Here is a 21,391-nt window from a genome sequence, read left to right as displayed (position 1 = left end):
AATGCAGGACACAAGCGCCGTAGATCACGACGAGCAAGACCCCATGACCGCTTGGCAGCCCACCCCCATCGTGACGCCTCGACGAGCGCCAGACGCGAGCGGAGGTCTGATCTTCGCCATGGCCCTGGCGGCGGGTCTGGCCGTGGCGAACATCTACTACAACCAGCCGATGCTCGGCCTGATGGCGCGCGATCTTCCCGGCGAGGCGACGCGCTACACCCCGACCATCACCCAGCTGGGCTATGCGCTGGGTCTCTTTCTGCTGTTGCCGCTCGGCGACCTGATCGAACGCAAACGTATGATTGTCGTCCAGTTTGTGATCCTCGCGCTGGCGCTCGCCGCCGTCGCCATCGCGCCGACGGCGGGCCTGGTGCTCGTCGCCTCGCTGGTCGTCGGCTTTTCGGCGACCGTGGCGCAGCAGATCGTTCCTCTGGCGGCGCATCTCTCGGCGCCTGAAAAGCGCGGCGCGACGGTCGGCGCGGTCATGGCCGGCGTGCTCTGCGGGATCCTGCTCAGCCGCACCGTGGCGGGCTTCGTTGGTCAACATTTCGGCTGGCGAGAAATGTTCTGGCTGGGGGCGCCGCTGGCGCTCGCCGCCGGGGGACTGATGTGGACGGCTTTGCCCACCAGTCGACCCGACGCCAGCCTTTCCTACGCCGCCCTGATGCGCTCGCTCGCGGGCCTGTGGCGCGCGCTGCCCGAACTGCGGCTGGCCGCAGCGACGCAGGCCCTGCTCTTCGGCGCCTTCGCCGCGTTCTGGACGGTTCTGGCCTGGCGCCTGCAGCAGCCGCGTTTTGGGCTGGGCGCCGACGTGGCGGGTCTTTTCGGCGTGGTCGGGGCGATCGGCATCGTCGCCGCGCCGATCGCCGGGCGGGTCGCCGATCGCTACGGACCCCGCGCCGTGATCGGCATGGGAGCGGTTCTGACCTCGGTGTCCTGGATCGTCTTCGGCGTCTGGACCTCACTTCCCGGCCTGGTGGCGGGGGTGGTTCTGCTGGACTTCGCGGTGCAGAGCGCCCTGGTGTCCAACCAACACGTCGTCTACGCCCTGCGTCCCGAAGCGCGGGGGCGCCTGAACACCCTGTTCATGGGATCGATGTTCTTGGGCGGATCAGCCGGATCGGCCCTGGCGACCCTGGCGTGGGGGGCGGCCGGCTGGACTGGCGTCGTCGGCCTTGGTGGCGTCGCTGCGGCAGCCGCGACAGCGCTTCAGGCGCGCGCTTTCGTCCAGCGACGCCGCGTGCGCTGAAGCGCCATGGCGGGTCTGTCCAAATCCGCCCGCGCCCATCCAAGACCCCGGCCGACCTCGCCCCTACGGTCACCTGTCGCAACCAGGCCCAGGAGAACGCCGCCATGGATCGCCAAACCCTCGAAACACGTCGGCTCGCGCCGCTTCGCACGCCTACGGGCCTTGCGGAGGCGGCCGTCCATGAGATCAGCGGCGCCTTGAACGCGCTGTTGGCCGATGTCTTCGCCCTCTATCTGAAGACCAAGAACTTCCATTGGCACCTGTCGGGGCCGCGCTTCCGGGATCACCATCTCATGCTCGACGAGCAGGGCGACCAGATCCTGGCCATGGCCGATCCGATCGCCGAGCGCGTGCGAAAGATCGGCGGCGTGACGCTGCGATCGGTCGGCCATATCGCCCGGCTTCAGCGTGTGCTGGACAACGACGCCGACTATGTCGATCCGCTGGATATGCTGGCCGAGCTTCGTGACGACAACGCCGACCTGGCCAAGCGCATGCGCGCTGTCCACGGGCTCTGCGACGAAGGCGGAGACATCGCCACCGCCAGCCTTCTGGAGACCTGGGTCGACGAGACCGAGCGACGCGTCTGGTTTCTGTTCGAGGCCGGTCGTCCGGGCGACGCCTGATCCGGCCCGCCGCGCGAACGAGACCCGCGCCGCCCGCCTATACCTTGGCATAGCCTAAGCAGACCAAGTCGGTAGCGGATCAAACCCTGGTGCGATGGTCCCAAAGCGCGGCGATCCTCAGTTTGGCTTCAGGATTAAAGCCTGGAGCCGCCCGACATGACGAACGCCCACGTCGAAAGCCATCTGGAGACCCTGGGTCCGATCGCCTTCCGCCTGCTCGCCGAAATGGACGGCGCGCTGGACCGCGATGCGGTCGCCCGCCAGAGCTTGAACCAGCTGCAAGCCTTGCTGCGATCACTCCCCGTCTGGTCGGGTCAGGTCTACGACCGCGCCGCAGCACCGAAGTCCGCCCCGCCGCCCGCGCGCGGGGCGCTGGCGCCGTGGCAGGTCAAGCAGGTCGCCGCCTTCGTCGACGCCCATCTGGACCAGCGGATCCTCGTCGAGCACCTGGCCCAACGCGCACGGCTGAGCGCCAGCCATTTCTGCCGCGCGTTCAAGGCGACGACCGGCGAGACGGCGCACGCCTACGTCATGCGCCGTCGCCTGGAGCGAGCCCAGGCCCTGATCCTGGAGTCCGATGACAGCCTGAGCCAGATCGCCGACGCCTGCGGTCTGTCCGATCAAGCCCATCTGACCCGTCTGTTCCGCCGTCATCTGGGGATCACCCCGCACCAATGGCGCCGTCGCCGCAGCTTGCCTGTGGCGGTCTGAGCGTCGACGGATTATCCCGCTTCGAGCGTGATGTAGCCGCGGCGCGCGGCGACGACGACGGCGGCGGTGCGATCGTCGACGTCCAGCTTCGTGAAGACGTTCTTGAGATCGGCCTTGATCGTGTCGGGCGAAACCGAGAGGCGGCGGGCGATCTCCTTGTTGGAGCGCCCTTCGGCGACGTGCCGCAGAATATGGATCTCGCGCTCGCTCAACGGGTCTTCGATGGCGTGCAGGGCGATCTGCTGGGCGACTTCAGAGGCGATCACCCTTTTGCCGGCATGAACGGCGCGCACTGTGTCGACAAGGTCCCGGCGGATGCAGTTCTTCAGCAGATAGCCGCTGGCCCCGGCGCGCAGCGCCTTCACCGCCAGGGTGTCGCTGGGATAGGTGGTCAGCACGATGATCGCAGCCTGTGGATCGCGCGCCCTGATGCTCTCGATGGCTTGGACGCCGTCCAGGCCGGGCATCTGGATGTCGATCAGCGTGACATCCGGCGCAAGGCTGGCGAAGAGCGCGACCGCTTCCAGGCCGTCAGAGGCTTCGCCGACCACATCGATGTCGGCCTGTCGCGTCAGAATGCCGATCACGCCCTCGCGGACGATCGGATGATCGTCGGCGACCAGGACGCGGATCGGCGCCTTCACAGGTTCAGCCATGATGTCGCTCCGGCCAGGCGCGCAGCCGTCTCCAAAGGCTGGACTCATACACGACGCCGCCGGGAGCCTTGACGGTAACCCGGGCGCCGCCGTTCGGATCGTTCTCGATCTTGACCCGGCCCTCCAGGCGACGGCCGCGTTCGCGCATCCCGTCGAGACCAAAATGACCGTCCCGACCCTCGCGCAGGATCTCCGCCGGAATCCCGACGCCGTTGTCGGCCACCGACACCCGCAGGGTGAGCGGTCCGTAGACCGAGCGGATGGTGATTTGCGAAGCGTCGGCGTGTCGGGTGGCGTTCGACAGGGCCTCACGCACGATCTGAGAGATCTCGTCACAGGCCGTGGAGTCCAGGGCGCGCGGCCGCCCGATGGTTTCGCGTATGATCGTGCGGCCGCTAAGCGTCGAGGCCGGGTGCTGCAGCTTGTCCAGAGCCGCTTCCAGATCGCCGCCGGTCGGCGACATGCGCAGCTCGCGAACCCGGTCGCGCGCTTCTCCGACAAAGCTGTCGGCGTCGTCCAGCACACGGTCGAGCGACGCGCGATCAGCCTGCCTTTCGCTGAGATCCTCCGCCACCAGATGGAACTGCAGGATCAGCCCCTGAACGCCCTGAAGCAGGGTGTCGTGCAGCTCGCGGGCGATCCGTTCGCGTTCGGCCAGACGCTCGCTCATGCGGGCGCGGATCTGCCGTCCGACGGCGCGCAGACGCAGCCGGAACGCCAACCAGGCCAGGATCGCCAGCGCCAGACCGCACAGCGCCAGGAACAGGTTCGTCTGAACGAAGGTCTTGGGGATCGTGAAGTCCAGCGTGGCGCCGGTGTTGTTCCAGACGCCGTCCTCATTGGCCGCGATGACCTGAAAGCGATGCTTTCCGGGCGGCAGATTGGCGTAGAACGCCTCACGGCGCTGGCCGGGATTGACCCAATCGCGATCCACGCCCTCCAGCTTGTAGCGGAACTGAGCCATCGCGGGCGCTCGCAGGTTCAGAGCCGAATAGGCGATCGTCACGTTCGTGACACCCTTGGGCAGGGTGATCGCGCTCGTCGCCGGATAGGCGCCATCCCCCGTCGACAGCGAGCGAATGATGACCGGCGGCGGGGAGGGGTTGCGGACCAGACCGCCGGGCTGGAGCCGCATGAGGCCAGGTCCGGCGATGAACCAGTATCGGCCATCGCCCCCGTAGGCCGCCTGGAGCCCGCCATATCGCCGCGCGCCGGGGCTCAGGCCGTCCAGTTGGCTCCGAGCGGTATGGGCGATGGGGCGATCGGGATGATCGAACGCCCGGTCCAGATCGGCCGCCTTGAGCCGAACAAGGCCTGCGCGGGACAGGATCTGCACATGGCCGTCAGGCGACCATGTGATCGCCCGCGCGCCGCGCAGCCACGGATGCCTCCGCACCTCCAGGCGCTGTATGCGGTCGCCGCGAATCCGCGCCAGCGCGGAACTGCCGGCGACGAACAGGCCTGACGGACTGTCCTGGACCGCATCCAGGGTTGCGCCGACGCCGAGCCTCTGGTTAGACCAGACCTCCGCCGTCAGCCCCTTCACGCGCGCAAGGGCGCGATTTTCCAGAAGGAATATCGGGCGGCCGTTGATGTCGCTGAAGGTTTCCCAGGGCTGATCGCCGCCGCTGGGAAGAAGCGTATCCAGTTTCCGGGATTGCCCGCCCTCGTAGAGGTTGATGGCGCTCGCATCATCGATCCACCAGAGGCGGCCCTCTGGATCCTCGGCGCAGTTTCCAACGGCCGTTGTCGGGGTTCGGATCGTCTGGACGACCCTGCCATCGACGATCCGACGGAAGAGGCGTTCTTCGCCGATCCAGACCGAGCCCTTCTGGCCCGGACAGATGGCGCGGAAATCAGATTTCAGGAACGCCTTCGGCGAAGCGCCCGGGCGGATCAGATAGGCCGTATCATTGGTAAGCGCATAGATGCGGCCCTGGCCGTCCGTGGCCATCTGATAGCTGTCGGGCGAGAAGGGGATCGTCTCGTCCTTGACCAGACCCGTCGACACAAAGCTGTCCAGCCCGCCCAGGCCGCCGGCCCAGGTCGTGCCGTCGCGATCAACGAACACCTGGCTGAAGTCATCGGACCTCAGCCCTCCCGCCGACCTGTAACGCGAAATCTCTCCGCCCTTTTCCGGATCGCGTATCCGGAACAGCCAATCGCTCCAGGTTGAGCCCCACAGGCTGCCGTCCGGCGCAAAGCGGATCTTGGGTCGGCGGATCCCCTCAAGGGCGTAGCTCGGTTGCTTTGAAGTGGCTCTCTCCCCACCCAGTATATCGGGGACCCGCTTGACGCCGCGGCCATCGGCCACCCACACGCGCCCCCGCGGATCGATCGCCAGCCCGACCCCGCCGAGGGCCTCAACGCCGGTCTCGACAAAGCGCTTGGTCCCGCGCGGCAACACCAGCAGCGTCTTGTTGATGGCGACCCACAGAGCGCCATCGGGACTGACGATCATCTCGCCGATGATGTCATTGGCGGGCAGGCCCCACGCCGGGCCGATGACCTCCCAGCGTCCGCGGCTATAGCGGCGCAGGGGCGCCCCGATGCGGGTGGTGGCCGCCCAGATACTCCCCTCACGATCCTCCGCCAGGCTGGTGACGAGATAGGCCGGATCGGGCATGGCCATGTTGACCATGCGGCCGTCACGAAACGCGGCCACGCCGCCGAAGCCGCCCAGTCCCGCCCAGATCTCGCCGGAGCGTGTCGCCAGGATGGACGCCAGGGTGGGCGAGGTCGCTGGCTCATGACCCGGTGGCGTGAAGGTGTCGAACTTGACGCCGTCGAACCGGATCAGACCTTCGGGACTGGCCAGCCAGATGAACCCGTCGGGCGATTGGGTGATCTCGTTGACGCCCCACGGGGCGCCTTCCCGGGGCGTCCACCGCGTATGCTGAAACTGGTCGATCGTCTGCGGCGAGGGGTTGGCCAGCACGCTGGTGGCCAGCAGCAGGGCCACGGAAAGGCCGGCGAGGTATCGGTGGAACATCAAGCGGCCCTTCCACGGCGAGCGCCGTCCAGAGACCGAAAGCTTTAGCACAGCCCCAAGGCGAGCGGTGCGTGGCGCCGCGACCGAAACAGCCGTCGTCCCCCTAAGCGCCCGGCGAATACGCACAACGACGACCAAGATGGAGAACCTGCAGCGCCCCTGCATCATACCGCCTTGTCGTCGGGGCCTTGCGGGCCTCTTGAACGGGCGCGCATGGCCAGCAGGAACGTTTCCGCACGGCGCAGGGCGTCTTCGATGGCGGTTCGGGCCGTCGGATTGCTCTGCGCCACAAGTTCCAGGGTCGTGAGCAAGCCTTGGACGCCCTGAAACAGGTCATCCTGAAACTGGCGCGCGGTCTGGTCCTGGTGGGCGAGCCAGGACGTCATGGCGGCTTGTTCCCGCCTTGCGACCGCCGACTTCAGCAAGCTGAAGCCGCCGCCGATCACACCGGCGACCGCTAGGCCGCACAGACAGCCAAGGACAAACCTGGCGTCCGCGCCGTTCGCCAGTGCGCAGGAGGCTGGGTCCAATGAACCCGCACGAGCGCCGCCAGCCCAGAAAAGCCCCCAGGCCAAGGTCAGCCAGCCGGCCAGTTGAGAGACGGCGCCGGCATGATGTGTCTGAATCCCGCGCGCCGTTTCAAATCCAGTCGACGACCCGGCGCCCTTGAAGACCATGGTCCGACATCCTTGCAAGCAGCGCGTTTAAGCAGCCGCCGCTGTGGAACGGCATACCCAAATGGGTATGCCCGCCGCCGCTGATTGGGATTGGGATTGGGCTTAGGGCCGACTAGGCTGATGATCGAACCCGCAGCAGCCTGACGCTGTCATGTCATGGGCGCGAGGAGGCCACTTCATGCGCCGCGATGAGAGACCTCAAGGCGAGACGCCAAGCTTTCGGGCCGCCTAGATGATGTCTGCCCCTTCCAAACGCCTCTTTGGTCGACTGCGCGAAACAGCGGTCCTCGTGGACGCCTTTAACCGGGTGTTCGCCAGCGGCCGGTCCGAGCTGATCCTGATTTCTGGCGCTCCGGGCATCGGCAAGTCGGCGCTGGCCCATCGCGTTCGCGCCCTGGTCGCGCAGGAACAGTCCCGCTTCGCGTTCGGCAAGTGCGAGCTTCTGCAGGACGGCGTGACCCTGGGGGCGCTGGTCCAGGCCGTGCGCATGCTGATCGCCGATGTGCTGGGCGAGGGCGACGACACGCTCGAGTCTGTTCGCGCGCGGCTTTTGTCCACCCTGGGCGCCCAAGGTCGACCGCTTTTGGACCTGGCGCCGGAAGCCGAGGTGCTGACCGGTCGCCCGCCGAGGGGGCGAGACGTGCCGCCCGCCCTGGCCCAGGCCCGCCTGCAGCGCTGTTTCACGGCGATGTTCGAGGCCTTCGCCGCGCCCGGGCGACCGTTGATCCTGCTTGTCGACGACCTCCAATGGGCGGATCCCGCCACGCTTGATGTGCTGTTGGCCCTTGCGGAGGCGCCGCCGCCGAACCTCCTGATCGTGCTGACGCGCCGCAGTTCCGAGACCGGCGCGAGCACGCTGACGGAGGATTGGCTGGCGCGACTGATGGCCCTGCCTCTGCCGATGACGGAGATCTGTCTGCAGCCGCTTTCGGTCGCCGACACGGTTGAGATCCTGGCCCAGTTTGGCCGCGAGGGCCTGTCGGATGACGAGATGATCCGCCGGGCCAGCGCCCTGCACGTCCGGACTCAGGGCAATCCCTTCTTCATCGAGCAGCTTCTGCGCTCGGAGCGGGCCGATCAAGAGAGCGCAGAGGTCGCGTCGATCCGATCGACGACGCCCGCCAGTCCGCCTGAAGACGTCCGGTCGTTCCTGACCGAGAAGCTGCAGAATCTCGAACCCGCCCAACGGGCCGTGGTCGCGGCGCTGGATATCGCGGGCGGCTACGCCGAGCTTGCCCTGCTGGCTGCGCTCGCAAGGCTTCCGGCGGCTGCACTGGAGAGCGCTGCAGAAGGCCTTTTGGCCCAGGGTCTGATACGGCCCGTGGAACAGGGATATGGCTTCGCCCATGACCGGGTCCAGGAAGCCGCGCGCCAATTGACGCCCTTGGATGAGCGCCCCGCCCAGCACGCGCGCGCTGCGCGACTGCTGCTGGCCTCTCGCGCCGCCGAGCGGCCCGGCGAACGCCTGCGGGTCGCCGGCCTGATCCTGAAGGCGGTCGATGGCGAAGCGGTGGACCACCTGCGGAGCGGCGCGCGCCTGCGGTTCGCCACGACCTTGCGCCGTGCGGCGGATCTGGCGACGATCAGCGGCTCGCTTGAGCAGGCGGCCGCCTACATCGACGCCGCCGACGCGCTGCTGAAGGCCAGCTGGTGGACGGATCGTCCCGCGCTGGTGATCGCCGTCAAGCAGGCCAGCGTCGCCAGCCTGATGACTCGTGGACGGCTCACGGACGCCGAGACGCATCTTGCCACGCTGCTAGCGCATGACCTGCCCGCCCTGAACCAGGCGGAGACCTACAGGCTGCTCGCGGTCCTGCGGACGGTTCAGTCGGACTACGACGCCGCCATCTCTGCGGCGCTCGCCGGCCTGGACCTTCTGGGTCACAGGCTGGAACGCTGGCCGTCCGAGCAAGCTTGCCTTGAGCAGGCCGAGCAGATCCGCGCGATGATGGGCGATCGGCCTGACGCCGCCTTCGCCCTGCGTCCGCTCAGCGACAACCCGGCGACCGCGCTGTCCACATCGCTGCTCTCGACGTTGATCGTGGCGACCTTCTCCGGCGATCGCCTGCTGTTCACCCACGTCGCCAAGATCGTGGAACTGACGCTGGCCGAGGGGATCTCGTCGAACAGCGCCTATGGCCTGGCCTGGTACGGCGTGATGATCGCCCACTTCTATGATCGCCACGAGGACGGCTTCGCCTATGTCCAGACCGCGCTCGAACTGGTGGAGCGCCACGGGTTCGAGGGGCCGCGCACGGCGACGCTGATCGCCATGGACCAGCTGAGCCCGTGGACCCAACCGTTCAGCTACGCTCTGGATCGTGTGCATGACGCCATCGCCGCGGCCAAGGCCGCCGGCGATCTGGCGATGAGCTGCTATGCGCGCAATCACCTGGTCTCGGACCTGATCCAGATGGGCTGGCCGCTCGCCACCGTGGAAAGGGACGCGCGACAGGGTATCGCGTTCGCGCGCCGATTGGGTTTCCGAGACATCGAGATTCTGATCCAGGCCCAGCACGACTTCATCCGGCGCCTGCAACGGGGCCTGGAGGCGGAATCGCCTGAGCGAACAGGCGCGGTGGTCTCGGCCTCCACCGCCTGCTGGCAAAACCTCTACGAGGGGATCGCCGCCTATTGGTTCGGAGACAACGCCCGCGCCGCAAAGGCCCTGGACGACGCCGACGCCCTCGCTTGGTCTCTGCCAGCCCATATCGACCTGGCCTATCTGACGATGTTCAGGGCGCTGAACGCTGCGCGCGACGACGACGTCGAACGGGCGCTCGCCACGATCCAGCCGCTGCGCGCGAGGCTTTCCCTGTGGCGGTCACGCAATCGCGCGACCTTTGGGCATCGCCATCTGATGGTTGAGGCGGAGGTCGCGCGCCTTCAAGGCGAACCTCTGCAAGCCCTGCGGCTGTTCGACGAGGCGATCGCCGCCTCTGGCGACTTCGTGCATGAGCGGGCCCTGGCCCAGGAGCTGGCTGGCGATCTCTGCCAGCAACAGGGTCTCGCTCATCTGGCGGGGCGGTACTACGCCGCCGCCCAGCAGGACTACGCGGCCTGGGGCGCGGCGGCCAAGGCGGCCATGCTGGAGACCAAGGCCGCCTCGTCCGGAGGCCAGGCGCGCGGTCCATCGGATCTGACGGCCATTCTCGCCTCGATCCGCGCGATGACCGGCGAAACCGAGCTGCCCAGCCTGCTGAAGGTCGTGCTGGGGGCCTTCATCGCCCATGCTGGAGCCGCAACAGGCATGCTTCTCCTCATGAAGGACGGCGACCCGATGATCGAATCTATCGGGCTTCGGGATGAGGCTGGGATCGACATCCGCCTTTCGGCCTTGGTGCCGACCGAGGATCGGATTCCTTCGGCGATGCTCAACCGCTTGCGACAGGCCGACGCGCCGATCTTTGACGGCGCGGAAGGCGCCGGCCTGGGCGTGGCCTTGCGGGAAGACGACGTTCTGGTCGGCATGGTCTATCTGACGTCGCCCTCCGGTGACGCGCGGCGTCCGGACCGCCGGGCGCTGATGCTGCTGGCGGATCATGCGGCGGCGGCCTTGCGCGTCGCGCAGCGCCACTCGCAGTTGCTGGCGGACCACGAGCGCAAGTCGCAAGCCGATACTGCCCTGCGTCTCGCCCGGACCGAGCTTTCCCGCACGGCCCACCTGGCCATGATGGGCGGGCTGGCTGCGTCGATCGCCCACGAGGTGAACCAGCCGCTGGCCAGCATCCTGGGCGGCGCTGACGCCAGCCTGCGCTGGTTGCGGCGCGAGAGCCCCGACATCGAGGAGGCGGTCGCGGGCCTGGTCGGCATCCGGGCCGGGGCCGAGCGCGCCGCAGCGATCATCGCGTCTCTCCGCGCTCTGGCGAAACAGGACTACGCTGCGATGGAGCCGCTCACGCTGGATGCGGTCATTGAGGATGTGGTCCGCCTGACCCAGCCTGAGGTCGAGGCGCAGGCGGTGACGTTGACCTGCCATCTGGCCGCCGGTCAGACCCAAGTGATGGGCGACAGGGTCCAGTTGCAGCAGATCGTGCTCAATCTCGTCACCAACGCGCTCGACGCGCTGTCTGGCCAGCCTCGGGAAGGCCGGGCGCTGATGATCAGCTCCTCGGTCGACGGCGCCAGCCTGACGGTGCGCGTGGAGGATACGGGGGTGGGCGTTCCCGCTGACCAGATCGACCAGATCTTCACGCCGCTGTTCACGACCAAGTCCAAAGGCATGGGCATGGGGCTGGCGATCGGACGATCGATCATCGAGGCCCACGGCGGAACACTGACAGCCCAAGGTCGGGAGGCCGGCGGCGCCTGTTTCACCTTCGCCCTACCGGCGCTGACTTGACGCGCTAACGGCTGGACGGAGCGACTTTGCTCGCCGATCGCTATGCTTGGGTCCGCGCAGATCGAACCGCGCGCCGAAGATGAAATCAGCCCTGTAGTGGCCCTTGGCCAGGTCGAGAATGTCGATCGCGAAGGGCGCGGCGCCGTCGGCCAGATCGGTTAGGCAGGCGGGGTTGGACCTGGCCATGACGCCCACGTCCGCCTTTTCCGCCTCAGCCAGTAGCCAGGCCTTGGTTCCCAGGCCGTTCGGGCCGTCCTGGCCGTAGCTGGCGAAATAGTCGACGCGGGCGTCAATCAGCAGGTGGACCTTGGCGTCGGTCGGCGTCCCGCCAAAGATCGCGGCATAGGCCTTCTTGGCGGCGTCGAAGAGCGACACCGAACCATAGTGGGTCGAGACCTTGGCGGCCCCTTCGCCGACCTTACCGAGATTAACGGCAAAATTGATGTAGCGGTTCTCCAGATTGAATGTCTGGTAGTCGGCGCTATTGAGGTTGTTGGCGTTTGGTCCTGTGGTCGAGACTAGGTATTCGACGCCGGCCTTAATCGGAATCTTGCCGGTGAAGAACAGATAGCTGAGGGTCGCCACCGAGGTTGTCTGGTCGGCGGCCTTCACGACCTCGGTGATGGCGGTAGACGGGGGCAAGGCGCCGGCGGCGATCTTGTGCGCTCCAAGGTTTGTTCAACCCAGAACGGATAACGACGAGTACGCCCCAGGACGTGGTCCGGGAGCGAATCGCGGCGTGTCGCAGGCGGGGGGCAAAATGGGACGGCGTGAGGAGGCTCGACCTTGACATTCGCTAATATGCCCGGTCCCTAAAGGGGGTGCCATTGCGAGCTTAATTGTTTTGTCTCCACGCGTTTCCGGCGAAAATACTCTGATATCGAATGTCAGCGTTCACCATAGTTATAAAATTCAGGCTGCGCTAAAACTATTCAACCATCGCGATTTCATTGGCTCGAAAATTCTATTCGAGGAAATTCTCGTTGACGATGCAAGCAGTTGGCGAGCGTTGGCTTCGCTGGCCTGCATTGCGCTGGAAATGCGACGTTTTGATGAGGCTATATCGTTCGTCGCGCGAGGCGTGCGCTTTAATCCTGAGCTTGAAGTATTTTACGATGTAAAAATTGCAGCCCTACGTGGGCTTGGTGAGATGCAAGCGGCGCGCGAGATTGCTCTTGAGGCAATAGAGCGCTTCCCCAATAACGTCGGTTTCCATACCGCGCTTGTAGATATCTCTAGGCGTCTGGGGCATCTTGGAGAGGTCGTGCGGGTACTCAATCGTCTCGTATGCCTTCTGCCGGACAAAGCCGAGCCGCGCGTAGACTTCGTATTTGCAAAGCGTCAGATTTTCGATTGGCGAGAATTCGAAGGCGATAGGCGCGCGCTGCTGCAGTTGCTTGATGATGGATACGCACTTCCCGCGCTAACAGCCATGATGTTAGGCGCTAGCCCCGAACAGCAACTCTACGCGGCGCGCAATAAGGCCCGTGGCCTGGAAGCCGCCATGGAAGGCGGTCAATCTCCATCTCTAGTTCGGCGATCCGAAGGGCCGCTTCGCCTTGGCTATATCTCAGGTGACCTGCACGATCATCCAACCGCGCGTTTGATTGTTGAAATGATCGAAGCACATGATCGGGAGAAGGTCTCGGTAACGGCCTTTAGTTACGGCCCCGACGACGGCAGTGAAATCCGACGTCGTCTCTTTGATGCTTTCGATGAAGTCGTAGAGGTTGGGCATTTGTCGGATGCACAATCTGCAGCTTTGATCGCTGCGAAGGGAATCGACATCCTTGTTGATCTCAAAGGATATACGCTGGGCGCGCGTCCTGGAATACTCGCTCACAGGCCAGCTTCTATTCAGGTAAATTACCTCGGCTTCCCGGGCACCATGGGGGCTAATTTCGTCGACTATCTGATTGCCGATCGTAATACTTGTCCGCCGGGCGAGGAGATTTTTGCGGCCGAAAAGGTTGTTCGTCTTCCAAATTGTTTTCAACCGAACGATTCACGGGCTCCGTCTATCAAAGCGCATGTTAGTCGTGCAGCGGTGGATCTGCCTGAAGATGCGTTCGTCTTTGGAGCATTCCATAGCCCCTACAAAGTATCCCCTGAATGGTTCGATATATGGACGCAGATCCTAGATCGTGTTCCTGATTCTGTTCTGTGGATACTGGCCCCAGGTCCAGAGGCGCGGGCGAACCTCGCACGGGAGATCAAAGCCCGAGGTGTGGCCCAAAGGCGCGTCGTCATGGCCCCGCGCCTTCCGGCTGAGCTGCATCTGTCACGGCTTAAGTGCGTCGATCTGAGCTTGGATGTCCTACCCGTCGGCGCCTTCACCACGGTCAGTGACTCGTTGCGCGCTGGTGTTCCGATGCTGACCTTGACCGGGCGCTGCGCCGCAGGTCGCGGCGCCACGAGTGTTCTCAGAAGCTTGGGCTTTGATGAATTGGTGACCTCTAGCCCCCAGGAATACATTGATGCGGCGGTTCGGTTGGCCACCGGGCAACTGGAACTCTCGACCCTAAGGGCTAGGATCGAAGGGGCGGTCGCCAAGTCGCCAGTCTTTAGTGGTCATGCCATCGCCCGCGACCTAGAGGCTTGTTACGTGCGCATGCACGCCCGCGCACTCTCCGGTCTGGAGCCCGAGAGTTTTGACTTGTCTCCATCGCCCTAGTTTCAGCTTCACGGTCATCGCCGCCCTAAATTCATCCCCTGGCCAGCTCCGCCTCGACCTGCCCCAGGCGCTCTTTCCCGAAGAAGACCTCGTCCCCCACGAAGAAGGTCGGAATGCCGAACGTCCCCCGCGCCACGGCGGCCTCGGTGTTGGCTGCCAGCTCGGCCTTCACCTCAGGATCGCCAGTCCCCGCCAGCAGCGCCGCGCCGTCGAGGCCGGCGGCGTTGGCGGTGGCGACGAAGCCCGGGTCTCCAGCATCTCGTAGTCCATCTTCCCCTTGACGCCTCCAAAGGCGATTATCGGGGCTTGGTTGCCGGTGGCCTTGAAGATGCCGCCCAAGACGCACGGGATCAGCCTGACGGTCGCGCTCTGCAGCGCGGCGATCCCCGGCAGCAACTTCGAACTCGTATCGGATGCAGGGCGCTTCCTGGCCATGACCTATCCCGACCGCGTCGCAAGGGTTCTGGCGCACGGGTGCATTGGCTCCCACCCCTTTAACAGCGGTGGCGAGGCTAGGCGCGGGGAGCTTGATAATCAGCGCCAAGTTATCGCCAATTTTGCGCCAACAGGTTGATTTTCAGGTTTATCGCCTGCGGGTTGTTGTGCGCGAAATTGCGCGCGCTGTATGTGTGTTGGGAGGTGAATGATGCTCGTACGTGTCCTCCTGGCTGCTCTGTCCTTCCAGGCCGCGCAGAACGCGCCCAATGTGGTGGAGGCGCTGACGGTCGAAGGCGCACGCGGGGGCGCGAAGTCGACCCTACCGGACAGTGAGATCATCATTCAGCTGAACGCCTTGCGCCGAGCTGAGCCGGACCGCGTAGTGTGCGTGAAAAAGGCTCCGGTCGGCAGCGTCATCCCTCGGACAGCCTGCGCCAGTCTGCGGGCGTGGTACGACCTCGAAGTCGCCCGCGACACGCGCTACGCCGTGTCAATGATCAAGCCAGAGGGCAGGAGCATGCCAGGCCCGCCGCCTCCGTTCGCGCCGCCGGACGAGCTGGTTCAACTGATCAAGCAGCGCTTGAAGGACTCCGACGCAAGGGCCCAGGCCGCGCAACGCGCCCGGCAGCGGAGACAGCCTGCGGAGGCGTCGACGCCGCGCTGAGGGCGTCTCGCGGTGAGATGAAGGGACGGCTCCTTCGCCTGGGAGGTCGGGGGAGGGCGACGGGCCGCAGAAAAGCGCCCCCTCCGTCTCGCTGCGTGCCGCAGCGAGCCACCTCCCCCGCAAGCGGGGCAGGAGCATACCGTCGTCCTCCTCACCCGCATCGCGGGGGAGGTGGCGCGGCGCCGACAGGCGACGGGACGGAGGGGGCGCTACCCCTTCGCCAGCTCCGCCTCGACCTGCCCGAGGCGCTCCTTCCCGAAGAAGATCTCGTCCCCCACGAAGAAGGTCGGGATGCCGAACGTGCCCCGCGCCACGGCCGCCTCGGTGTTGGCGACCAGCTCGGCTTTCACCTCGGCGTCGCCCGTCGCCGCCAGCAGCGCCGCGCCGTCCAGACCCGCGGCGTTGGCGGTGGCGACGAACACCTCCGGATCGTCCAGTTTCAGGCCGTCCTCCCACATGCCCTTCAGCATCGCTTCCAGATAGGCCTCGGCCACGCCCATGCGCTGGGCGGCGATCATGCCGCGCATCAAGAGCAGGGTGTTGACCGGGAAGTGCGGGTTGAAGCGGAAGGCGGTCAGGCCGTGGGCGGCGACGAAGCGCCGGGTCTCCAGCATCTCGTAGTCCATCTTCCCCTTAATGCCGCCGAAGGCGATCATCGGGGCCTGGTTGCCGGTGGCCTTGAAGATGCCGCCCAAGAGGCACGGGATCAGCCTGACGGTCGCACTCTGGCGCGCGGCGATCCCCGGCAGCAGCTTCCACGACAGGTAGGCGTTGGGGCTGCCGAAGTCGAAGATGAAGTCGACGGTCTTCTTGGGGGGCTTCTGGGTGTCGGTCATGGCGGGGCTCCTCACCAGGTCTCGGACCAGGGACGTAGATCAAGCTCGTGCGTCCAGGCCGAGCGCGGCTGGTTGTGCAGGTGGACATAGTTCAGCGCGATGTCGGCTGGCTTGAGGATCAGGTCCTGGTCCAGCAGGTCGCCGACCTCGCCGCGCATCGAGCGGATGAAGACCCCGTCGATGGCGCCGTCGACCACCACGTGAGCGACATGGATCCCCTTGGGGCCCAGCTCCCGCGCCGCGCTCTGGGCCACGGCCCGCAGGCCCGCCTTGGCCGAGGCGAAGGCCGAGAAGCCCTCCTTGCCGCGCAGCGAGGCGCTGGCCCCGGTGAACAGGATCGTGCCCCGGCCGCGCGGGGTCATGACGCGGGCCGCCTCGCGGGCGGCCAGGAAGCCGGCGAAACAGGCCATCTCCCAGACCTTGCTGAACACCTGGGCGGTGGTCTCGGTGAGATCAAAGCGCACGTTCGCGCCGATGTTGAAGACCATGATTTCCAGCGGGCCGATCTCGGCTTCGATGCGATCGACCAGGGCGACCATGTCGGCCTCCTGGCGGGCGTCGACGCCGAAGGCGCGGGCGTCGTGGCCCTCGCTTCTGATCTCGGCGGCCAGGGCTTCCAGCTGGTCGAGGTGGCGGGGCCTGCGGGTCATGCAGACCGTATAGCCCTGCGCCGCGAAGGCCTTGGCGATGGCGCTTCCCACCCCATCGCCCACGCCCACCACCAGGCACGCGCCCTTGCTCGCCGCCATGTCCGCCTCCTCCGTCTTCGGCGCCCAAGTTCGTATTGAATCTGTACGGAGTCAAATGCAGAATGGCTCTCATTCGAAACGATGTGAGCCGCCGATGAAGTGGGACGACCTCTCCGCCCAGCCGTGCTCGATCTCGCGGGCGCTGGCCGTGATCGGCGACCGCTGGACGCTGATGATCCTGCGCGACTGCTTCTTGGGCGTGCGGCGGTTCGAGATGTTCCAGAAGCGCCTTGGCGTCTCGCGCACCATCGTCACCGACCGCCTGCGGACCCTGGTCGAGGAAGGCGTGCTGCGGCGGGTTCCGTACCAGGATAATCCGGTGCGCCACGAGTATCGCCTGACCGAGAAGGGTCTGGACCTGCATCCCGTGGTCATGGCCATCGCCCACTTTGGCGACACCCACTACGCTGGGGCCGAGGGGCCGCCGGTGCTGCGCCGGCACAAGGCCTGCGGCTGCGACTTCCACCCCGTGCAGGTGTGCTCCGAATGCGGCGAGCCGGTCAGCGCCCGCCAGGTCGAGGCGCGGGCGGGGGCGGGGTTCCCGGGGCCGTGACGCCTATCCCGTCACGCCCATCTTGACCCGCAGCGCCCTGGCCTGCTTGCGGAACGCTTCGCGCTCGGCTTCCGGCATCTTCTCCAGGGTGCGCAGCGGCATCATCATCCGGCCGTTGCCGGCCAAGCGCTGGGCGTGGCGGTCGATGAAGTCCCAGTAGAGGGCGTTGAACGGGCAGGCGTCGTCGCCCAGGCGTTTCTTCACGTCGTAGCGACAGCTTTTGCAGTAGTCGCTCATGCGGTCGATATAGGCCCCGCTGGCCGCATAGGGCTTGGAGCCGACAATGCCGCCGTCGGCGAAGGTGGCCATGCCGCGGGTGTTGGGCATCTCGACCCACTCATAGGCGTCGGCGAACACCACCATGTACCAGTCGTCGACCGCGTCGGGATGCACGCCCAGCAGCATGGCGAGGTTGCCGGTCACCATCAGCCGCTGGATGTGGTGGGCGTAGGCGTGATCATGGGCGGCGCGGACGGTGTCGGCGACGCAGGCCATGTCGGTCTGGCCGGTCCAGTAGAACCACGGCAGCTTGCCGTCGGCGTCCAGGGCGTTGCGCTGGGCGTATTCGGGCATCTTCAGCCAGTAGATCCCGCGTACGAACTCGCGCCAGCCGATGATCTGGCGGATGAAGCCCTCGACCGCGTTCAAGGGCGCGCGGCCCTCGCGCCAGGCGGCCTCGGCGCGACGACAGATATCCAGCGGGTCCAGCAGGCCGATGTTGAGAGCCGGCGAGATCAGCGAGTGCCACAGGAACGGCCGGTTCCAGCTCATCGCGTCCTGCCAGTCGCCGAAGCTCGGCAGCATGTCGGCGATGAAGTGGTCGAGGATGGCGGTCGCCTCGTCCGGATTGGTTGGCCAGCCAAAGCCCTTGGTCGCGCCGAAATGGTCGTCGAAGCCGCGCGAGACCTGCTCCAGCACGGCCTGGGTTGTGGAGTTGGGCGGCGTGCGCAGGCGCTCGGGCGGGCGCAGGCCGGGCGGCAGCTTACGGCGGTTCTCGGCGTCGAAGTTCCAGCGCCCGCCGGCGGGCTGGTCGCCGTCCATCAGAAGGCCCGTCTTGCGGCGCATCTCGCGGTAGAAGAACTCCATCCGCAGCTCGCGCCGGCCCTCGGCCCAAGCGGCGAACTGGGCGCGCGAGCACAGAAAGCGGTCGTCCTCGCGGGTCTCCATCTTCACGGGCAGGTCTAGGCTGAGCAGGTGGCTTTCCAGCCCCCACTTGCCGCAGGCGGTGCGGACCACGCGGTCAAAGTCGCCGGCCTCCAGCGCCCGGCGCAGCTCGCCGCCGATCGATCCAGTGTTGCCCGGGTCTTCCAGCGTCACATAGCGCACGTTGAACCCGCGCGCGCGCAGGCGCTCGGCGAACTGGCGCATGGCCGACCAGACCAGGACGAGCTTCTGCTTGTGGTGCTTCCAGGCTGTGGCCTCGACCCGGCTTTCGACCATCAGAACTTGGTCGCGCGCGAGGTCTGCCCCCGCCAGGGCCGACAGGTTGTCCGAAAGCTGATCGCCCAGCACGAGGCGCAGGGCGCCAGCCATATTGTCGCCTTCTCTGAAGTTCGAGCTCGATCAACCGAGATCGTTATCTGTCGTCATCCCGGCCCGAAGACCGCGCCGCGGTCTGTAGAGCCGGGACCCAGGGGCGACCACAATGCGCCGGTCCCTGGGTCCCGGATAGCCTCTGCGAGGCTTCCGGGATGACGCGCTATCTAGTCTTTGCAGCGGCGGTGCGTTGGGCTCGGCAATGAGCTGAAAGCCTAGAGCTTGACGAAGGGCGCGAGCAGCTTGCCCAGGCGACCCGGCAACTGAATCTCGCCGTCCAGCGCCGCGACGCACAGGCAGGCCTTCTTGGACACCACGCGCGGCTGGTGCAGCACGCTCGGATCGGCTTCCTCGAAGTCGCCTTCGGCGAACACGCCGTCGTGGGTCTCGTAGGCGCCTTCGATCACGCAGGTCAGCTCGACGCCGCCATGGGTGTGGCGCGGCGTGGACTGGCCCGGCGCGATCTTAAGCAGGATCACCCGGCAGTCGCCGTCGCGCGGCCCCAGGACGTCGCGCACCCGCACGCCCGGACCCAGCCAGCGCCAGGGACCCAGCTCGAAGCCGCGCAGCGGGGCGGGCAGGGTGGGGTCGGTCTTGTCCAGCCGCACGGTCGGCTCCTGGGGCGCGGGCGTATCCAAGAGGGCCAGGGTCTTGTCGAGCGCGCCGGCGCCCAGGGCGCTGGGCTCAAGATCTTCCAGCACGTCGCCGCCCACGGCCTGGCCAAGCTCGGACCAGACGCGGGTTTCGGGACGCAGGGCCAGATGCGTGGCCACGACCACGGCCTCGGGCGGGCTCAGCGTGCCGGCGGCGTAGGCCAGCAGGCGCTCTTCACTGGGCAGGCGACGCAGGCTCACGACGCAACCCCCGCCTCGCGCTCGATGAAGGCGCGCAGTTTCATCATGCCAAAGCGGATTCGCGCCTTGACCGTACCCAAGGGCACGCCGAGCGCCTCCGAGATCTGACTGTGGGTCTGTTCCTGGAAGAAAGCCATTTCGATTGCTTGGGACTGGTCGGGATTGAGGGTCTGCATCGCGGAGCGGACAAGTTTGGCGTCTTGCATGCCGCTGAGGATCGCATCGGGCTGGGCTGGCTCTTCGGCCCCGAGATTAAGGTCTACGGCGTAGAGCGCCGAGGAGCCGCGCCGCAGGCTGTCGATGCGCAGATTGCGGGCGATGGTGAAGATCCAGGCCGCCGCCGAAGCGCGCTTGGGATCGAAATAGTGGGCCTTGCGCCAGACCGCGAGCATGACCTCCTGGGCCAGCTCCTCGGCCGCCGACGGGGTGGAGCCGCTGCGCACCAGCAGGGTCTTCACCCGCGGGGCGTAATGCGCGAAAAGTTCTGCAAAAGCGCTGCGGTCCTGCGCCTGCGCAATGCGCGTGATCAGCGCGCCGCCGTCGCACGAAGCGGCGCTCAAGCGCGAGCCGCCGCGAGATCGGGTCTGAGCGTGTCCATCCGCATACATGCCCCTTATACGCGGCTATAGCCGGAACGGATGACTCAAGTTCCGCGTTCGCGAACTTTTTTGCTATGAGGCCGCATGGATCTGAGCGGGCTGGTGTTTGGATGGCGAACGGCGGTGCTCAGCGTCGCGGCGGCGATCATCCTGCCGATCGCCCTGGCGCTGTCCACGTCCCTGACCAACCGTGCGGCCAATCGGTTTCTCGCCCTGCTGTTGCTGGTCCTGGCCGGGGTGTTCACGCCCTGGCTGATCGGCTTTGCGGGTTTCTATGACCGCTGGCGGTGGCTGACCTTCCTGCCGGTGGCGATACCGTTGCTGGGGCCTCCGCTGCTCTGGCTTTACGTCACGGCCCTGGCGCGCGGCCGCCCGTCCAAACGCCATCGCCTGCACCTGCTGCCGGGACTGGTTCAGTTCGCCTGGCTATTACTGAGTTTCCTCCTGCCGCTGCCGGTCAAGCTGCGTTGGGCGGATTTCACCAGCCAGGCGTCGAACCTGATCTTCTCGCTGGCCCTGATCGCCAGCTTCGCAGCCTACGGTCTGGCGAGCTGGCGCGAGCTGGAAGCCTACCGCGCGGCGCTGGCCCTTACCCGCAGCGACGACAGCCGCTTCGCCGCCCGCTGGCTGAGCCGGGCCCTGGCGGCGGGAGGCGTGCTGGCGGCCGTCTGGACGCTCTACGCGGTTTGGGACCTTGTAAGCCCGCTCGGCTACAAAGGATTGATGGGGCTCTATGCGGCCCTGGCGGCCATCGCCGTCTATCTGGCGATCGAGGGCTGGCGGAACGCGGCCATGCCGTTCCCGCCGATCGAGTTCACGGTTGAGCCGCCGCCAGAGCCTGAGCGCGACTGGGCCGTCCAGGGCGCCGCCTGGCTGGAGCGCATCCGCGCCGAGGGCTGGCATCGCCAGCCGGACCTGTCGCTGCATCGCGCCGCGCGGCTGCTCGGCACCAACACCGCCTATCTGTCGCGCGCCTTCAACCAGGGTCTGGGCCAGAACTTCTCGCGCGCCATCAATCGCCTGCGATGCGAGGAGGTGGCCGACGGCGTCGCCCGCCGTCCCGACGCACAGATCCTGGACCTGGCGCTCGAGGCCGGGTTCAGTTCGAAGGCCAGCTTCAATCGCGCCTTCCAGGACCGCTTCGCCATGACGCCTCAGGCCATGCGGCGCGACGCGCAACGTCTCAAAGGCTGAATTTCGACGCGTCTTGCGGGTTCTGAGACGCCAAGCGCAAA

General features: G+C 66.5%; 17 protein-coding genes and 2 pseudogenes. 9 read left to right on the top strand and 10 right to left on the bottom strand.

Translation table 11 applies throughout. The features are described from left to right. Window positions 1–43 precede the first annotated feature (43 nt). The 3 genes from ACT53N_RS10345 (at window position 44) to ACT53N_RS10335 (ending at window position 2,586) form a co-directional block, all read left to right on the top strand. Window positions 44–1,249: an MFS transporter gene (locus tag ACT53N_RS10345; protein WP_476063805.1), complete on the top strand. Its 1,206-nt coding sequence runs from the start codon at window positions 44–46 to the stop codon at window positions 1,247–1,249. Between the two features lie 104 nt (window positions 1,250–1,353). Beyond that, window positions 1,354–1,875 (top strand): Dps family protein, encoded by a 522-nt coding sequence (locus tag ACT53N_RS10340; RefSeq protein WP_476063804.1) that lies wholly within the window; start codon window positions 1,354–1,356, stop codon window positions 1,873–1,875. 156 nt (window positions 1,876–2,031) lie between these two features. After that, window positions 2,032–2,586: a helix-turn-helix domain-containing protein gene (locus tag ACT53N_RS10335; RefSeq protein ID WP_476063803.1), complete on the top strand. Its 555-nt coding sequence runs from the start codon at window positions 2,032–2,034 to the stop codon at window positions 2,584–2,586. A gap of 11 nt (window positions 2,587–2,597) precedes the next feature. Here the strand turns inward: ACT53N_RS10335 and ACT53N_RS10330 are convergent, their stop codons facing one another. From ACT53N_RS10330 to ACT53N_RS10320, 3 genes are all read right to left on the bottom strand, one after another. Continuing rightward, entirely contained in the window at window positions 2,598–3,242 is a 645-nt protein-coding gene (locus tag ACT53N_RS10330; RefSeq protein ID WP_476063802.1) for a response regulator, read from the bottom strand. Further along, window positions 3,235–6,234 (bottom strand): sensor histidine kinase, encoded by a 3,000-nt coding sequence (locus ACT53N_RS10325; protein WP_476063801.1) that lies wholly within the window; start codon window positions 6,232–6,234, stop codon window positions 3,235–3,237. The genes ACT53N_RS10330 and ACT53N_RS10325 overlap by 8 nt, the downstream gene beginning before the upstream one ends. Before the next feature lie 164 nt (window positions 6,235–6,398). Then, complete coding sequence (locus ACT53N_RS10320; RefSeq protein ID WP_476063800.1) at window positions 6,399–6,911, bottom strand: hypothetical protein; 513 nt, start codon at window positions 6,909–6,911, stop codon at window positions 6,399–6,401. A gap of 232 nt (window positions 6,912–7,143) precedes the next feature. Here ACT53N_RS10320 and ACT53N_RS10315 point away from each other — a divergent pair, with 232 nt between their 5' ends. Then, complete coding sequence (locus ACT53N_RS10315; RefSeq protein ID WP_476063799.1) at window positions 7,144–11,253, top strand: trifunctional serine/threonine-protein kinase/ATP-binding protein/sensor histidine kinase; 4,110 nt, start codon at window positions 7,144–7,146, stop codon at window positions 11,251–11,253. Here ACT53N_RS10315 and ACT53N_RS10310 read toward each other — a convergent pair. Next, window positions 11,236–11,895: a hypothetical protein gene (locus tag ACT53N_RS10310; protein WP_476063798.1), complete on the bottom strand. Its 660-nt coding sequence runs from the start codon at window positions 11,893–11,895 to the stop codon at window positions 11,236–11,238. The two genes, ACT53N_RS10315 and ACT53N_RS10310, sit on opposite strands and share 18 nt — an antisense overlap. Before the next feature lie 202 nt (window positions 11,896–12,097). On the opposite strand from ACT53N_RS10310, the gene ACT53N_RS10305 reads away from it, so the two are divergent. Further along, window positions 12,098–13,927: an O-linked N-acetylglucosamine transferase, SPINDLY family protein gene (locus ACT53N_RS10305; protein WP_476063797.1), complete on the top strand. Its 1,830-nt coding sequence runs from the start codon at window positions 12,098–12,100 to the stop codon at window positions 13,925–13,927. Between the two features lie 31 nt (window positions 13,928–13,958). On the opposite strand, the pseudogene ACT53N_RS10300 reads toward ACT53N_RS10305, so the two are convergent. Beyond that, a pseudogene (locus tag ACT53N_RS10300) lies at window positions 13,959–14,362 on the bottom strand (DsbA family protein). Window positions 14,363–14,573: 211 nt separating this feature from the next. Between ACT53N_RS10300 and ACT53N_RS10295 the strand changes: the two are divergent. Both ACT53N_RS10295 and ACT53N_RS10290 read left to right on the top strand, forming a co-directional pair. Beyond that, window positions 14,574–15,029, top strand: a complete 456-nt coding sequence (locus tag ACT53N_RS10295; protein WP_476063796.1) for a hypothetical protein — start codon at window positions 14,574–14,576, stop codon at window positions 15,027–15,029. 70 nt (window positions 15,030–15,099) lie between these two features. Then, window positions 15,100–15,206, top strand: a pseudogene (locus tag ACT53N_RS10290) (hypothetical protein); the annotation flags it as partial. A 32-nt stretch (window positions 15,207–15,238) separates the two neighbouring features. Here ACT53N_RS10290 and ACT53N_RS10285 read toward each other — a convergent pair. Then, a complete protein-coding gene (locus ACT53N_RS10285) occupies window positions 15,239–15,880 on the bottom strand; it encodes a DsbA family protein (RefSeq protein WP_476063795.1) in 642 nt (213 codons plus the stop codon). Continuing rightward, a complete protein-coding gene (locus tag ACT53N_RS10280; protein WP_476063794.1) occupies window positions 15,877–16,614 on the bottom strand; it encodes an SDR family NAD(P)-dependent oxidoreductase in 738 nt (245 codons plus the stop codon). The genes ACT53N_RS10285 and ACT53N_RS10280 overlap by 4 nt, the downstream gene beginning before the upstream one ends. Window positions 16,615–16,708: 94 nt before the next feature. Between ACT53N_RS10280 and ACT53N_RS10275 the strand changes: the two genes are divergently transcribed. Continuing rightward, window positions 16,709–17,167: a winged helix-turn-helix transcriptional regulator gene (locus ACT53N_RS10275; protein WP_476063793.1), complete on the top strand. Its 459-nt coding sequence runs from the start codon at window positions 16,709–16,711 to the stop codon at window positions 17,165–17,167. Between the two features lie 3 nt (window positions 17,168–17,170). Here the strand turns inward: ACT53N_RS10275 and ACT53N_RS10270 are convergent, their stop codons facing one another. From ACT53N_RS10270 to ACT53N_RS10260, 3 genes are all read right to left on the bottom strand, one after another. After that, entirely contained in the window at window positions 17,171–18,700 is a 1,530-nt protein-coding gene (locus ACT53N_RS10270; RefSeq protein WP_476063792.1) for a cryptochrome/photolyase family protein, read from the bottom strand. 218 nt (window positions 18,701–18,918) lie between these two features. After that, the gene (chrR, locus tag ACT53N_RS10265; protein ID WP_476063791.1) at window positions 18,919–19,557 is read right to left on the bottom strand and encodes a cadmium/peroxide/UV radiation responsive anti-sigma factor ChrR; all 639 of its coding nucleotides are present in this window, start codon (window positions 19,555–19,557) and stop codon (window positions 18,919–18,921) included. Beyond that, window positions 19,554–20,165 carry a sigma-70 family RNA polymerase sigma factor gene (locus ACT53N_RS10260; protein ID WP_476063790.1) on the bottom strand — a complete coding sequence of 204 codons (612 nt, stop codon included), beginning with the start codon at window positions 20,163–20,165 and terminating at the stop codon, window positions 19,554–19,556. The genes chrR and ACT53N_RS10260 overlap by 4 nt, the downstream gene beginning before the upstream one ends. 75 nt (window positions 20,166–20,240) lie before the next feature. On the opposite strand from ACT53N_RS10260, the gene ACT53N_RS10255 reads away from it, so the two are divergent. After that, window positions 20,241–21,350 carry a helix-turn-helix domain-containing protein gene (locus ACT53N_RS10255; protein WP_476063789.1) on the top strand — a complete coding sequence of 370 codons (1,110 nt, stop codon included), beginning with the start codon at window positions 20,241–20,243 and terminating at the stop codon, window positions 21,348–21,350. Window positions 21,351–21,391 lie beyond the last annotated feature (41 nt).

The organism is Caulobacter sp. DMC95 (assembly GCF_056313785.1).
The sequence above is the reverse complement of the archived record's forward strand: the minus strand, read 5'-3'. Positions and strand labels throughout refer to the sequence as shown.

What these genes read in the sequence shown, in the direction of transcription:
- ACT53N_RS10345 (WP_476063805.1), top strand. Translation starts at nt 44, where the DNA reads ATGACCGCTTGGCAGCCCACCCCCATCGTGACGCCTCGACGAGCGCCA.
- ACT53N_RS10340 (WP_476063804.1), top strand. Translation starts at nt 1,354, where the DNA reads ATGGATCGCCAAACCCTCGAAACACGTCGGCTCGCGCCGCTTCGCACG.
- ACT53N_RS10335 (WP_476063803.1), top strand. Translation starts at nt 2,032, where the DNA reads ATGACGAACGCCCACGTCGAAAGCCATCTGGAGACCCTGGGTCCGATC.
- ACT53N_RS10330 (WP_476063802.1), bottom strand. Translation starts at nt 3,242, where the DNA reads ATGGCTGAACCTGTGAAGGCGCCGATCCGCGTCCTGGTCGCCGACGAT.
- ACT53N_RS10325 (WP_476063801.1), bottom strand. Translation starts at nt 6,234, where the DNA reads ATGTTCCACCGATACCTCGCCGGCCTTTCCGTGGCCCTGCTGCTGGCC.
- ACT53N_RS10320 (WP_476063800.1), bottom strand. Translation starts at nt 6,911, where the DNA reads ATGGTCTTCAAGGGCGCCGGGTCGTCGACTGGATTTGAAACGGCGCGC.
- ACT53N_RS10315 (WP_476063799.1), top strand. Translation starts at nt 7,144, where the DNA reads ATGATGTCTGCCCCTTCCAAACGCCTCTTTGGTCGACTGCGCGAAACA.
- ACT53N_RS10295 (WP_476063796.1), top strand. Translation starts at nt 14,574, where the DNA reads ATGCTCGTACGTGTCCTCCTGGCTGCTCTGTCCTTCCAGGCCGCGCAG.
- ACT53N_RS10280 (WP_476063794.1), bottom strand. Translation starts at nt 16,614, where the DNA reads ATGGCGGCGAGCAAGGGCGCGTGCCTGGTGGTGGGCGTGGGCGATGGG.
- ACT53N_RS10275 (WP_476063793.1), top strand. Translation starts at nt 16,709, where the DNA reads ATGAAGTGGGACGACCTCTCCGCCCAGCCGTGCTCGATCTCGCGGGCG.
- ACT53N_RS10270 (WP_476063792.1), bottom strand. Translation starts at nt 18,700, where the DNA reads ATGGCTGGCGCCCTGCGCCTCGTGCTGGGCGATCAGCTTTCGGACAAC.
- ACT53N_RS10260 (WP_476063790.1), bottom strand. Translation starts at nt 20,165, where the DNA reads ATGTATGCGGATGGACACGCTCAGACCCGATCTCGCGGCGGCTCGCGC.
- ACT53N_RS10255 (WP_476063789.1), top strand. Translation starts at nt 20,241, where the DNA reads ATGGATCTGAGCGGGCTGGTGTTTGGATGGCGAACGGCGGTGCTCAGC.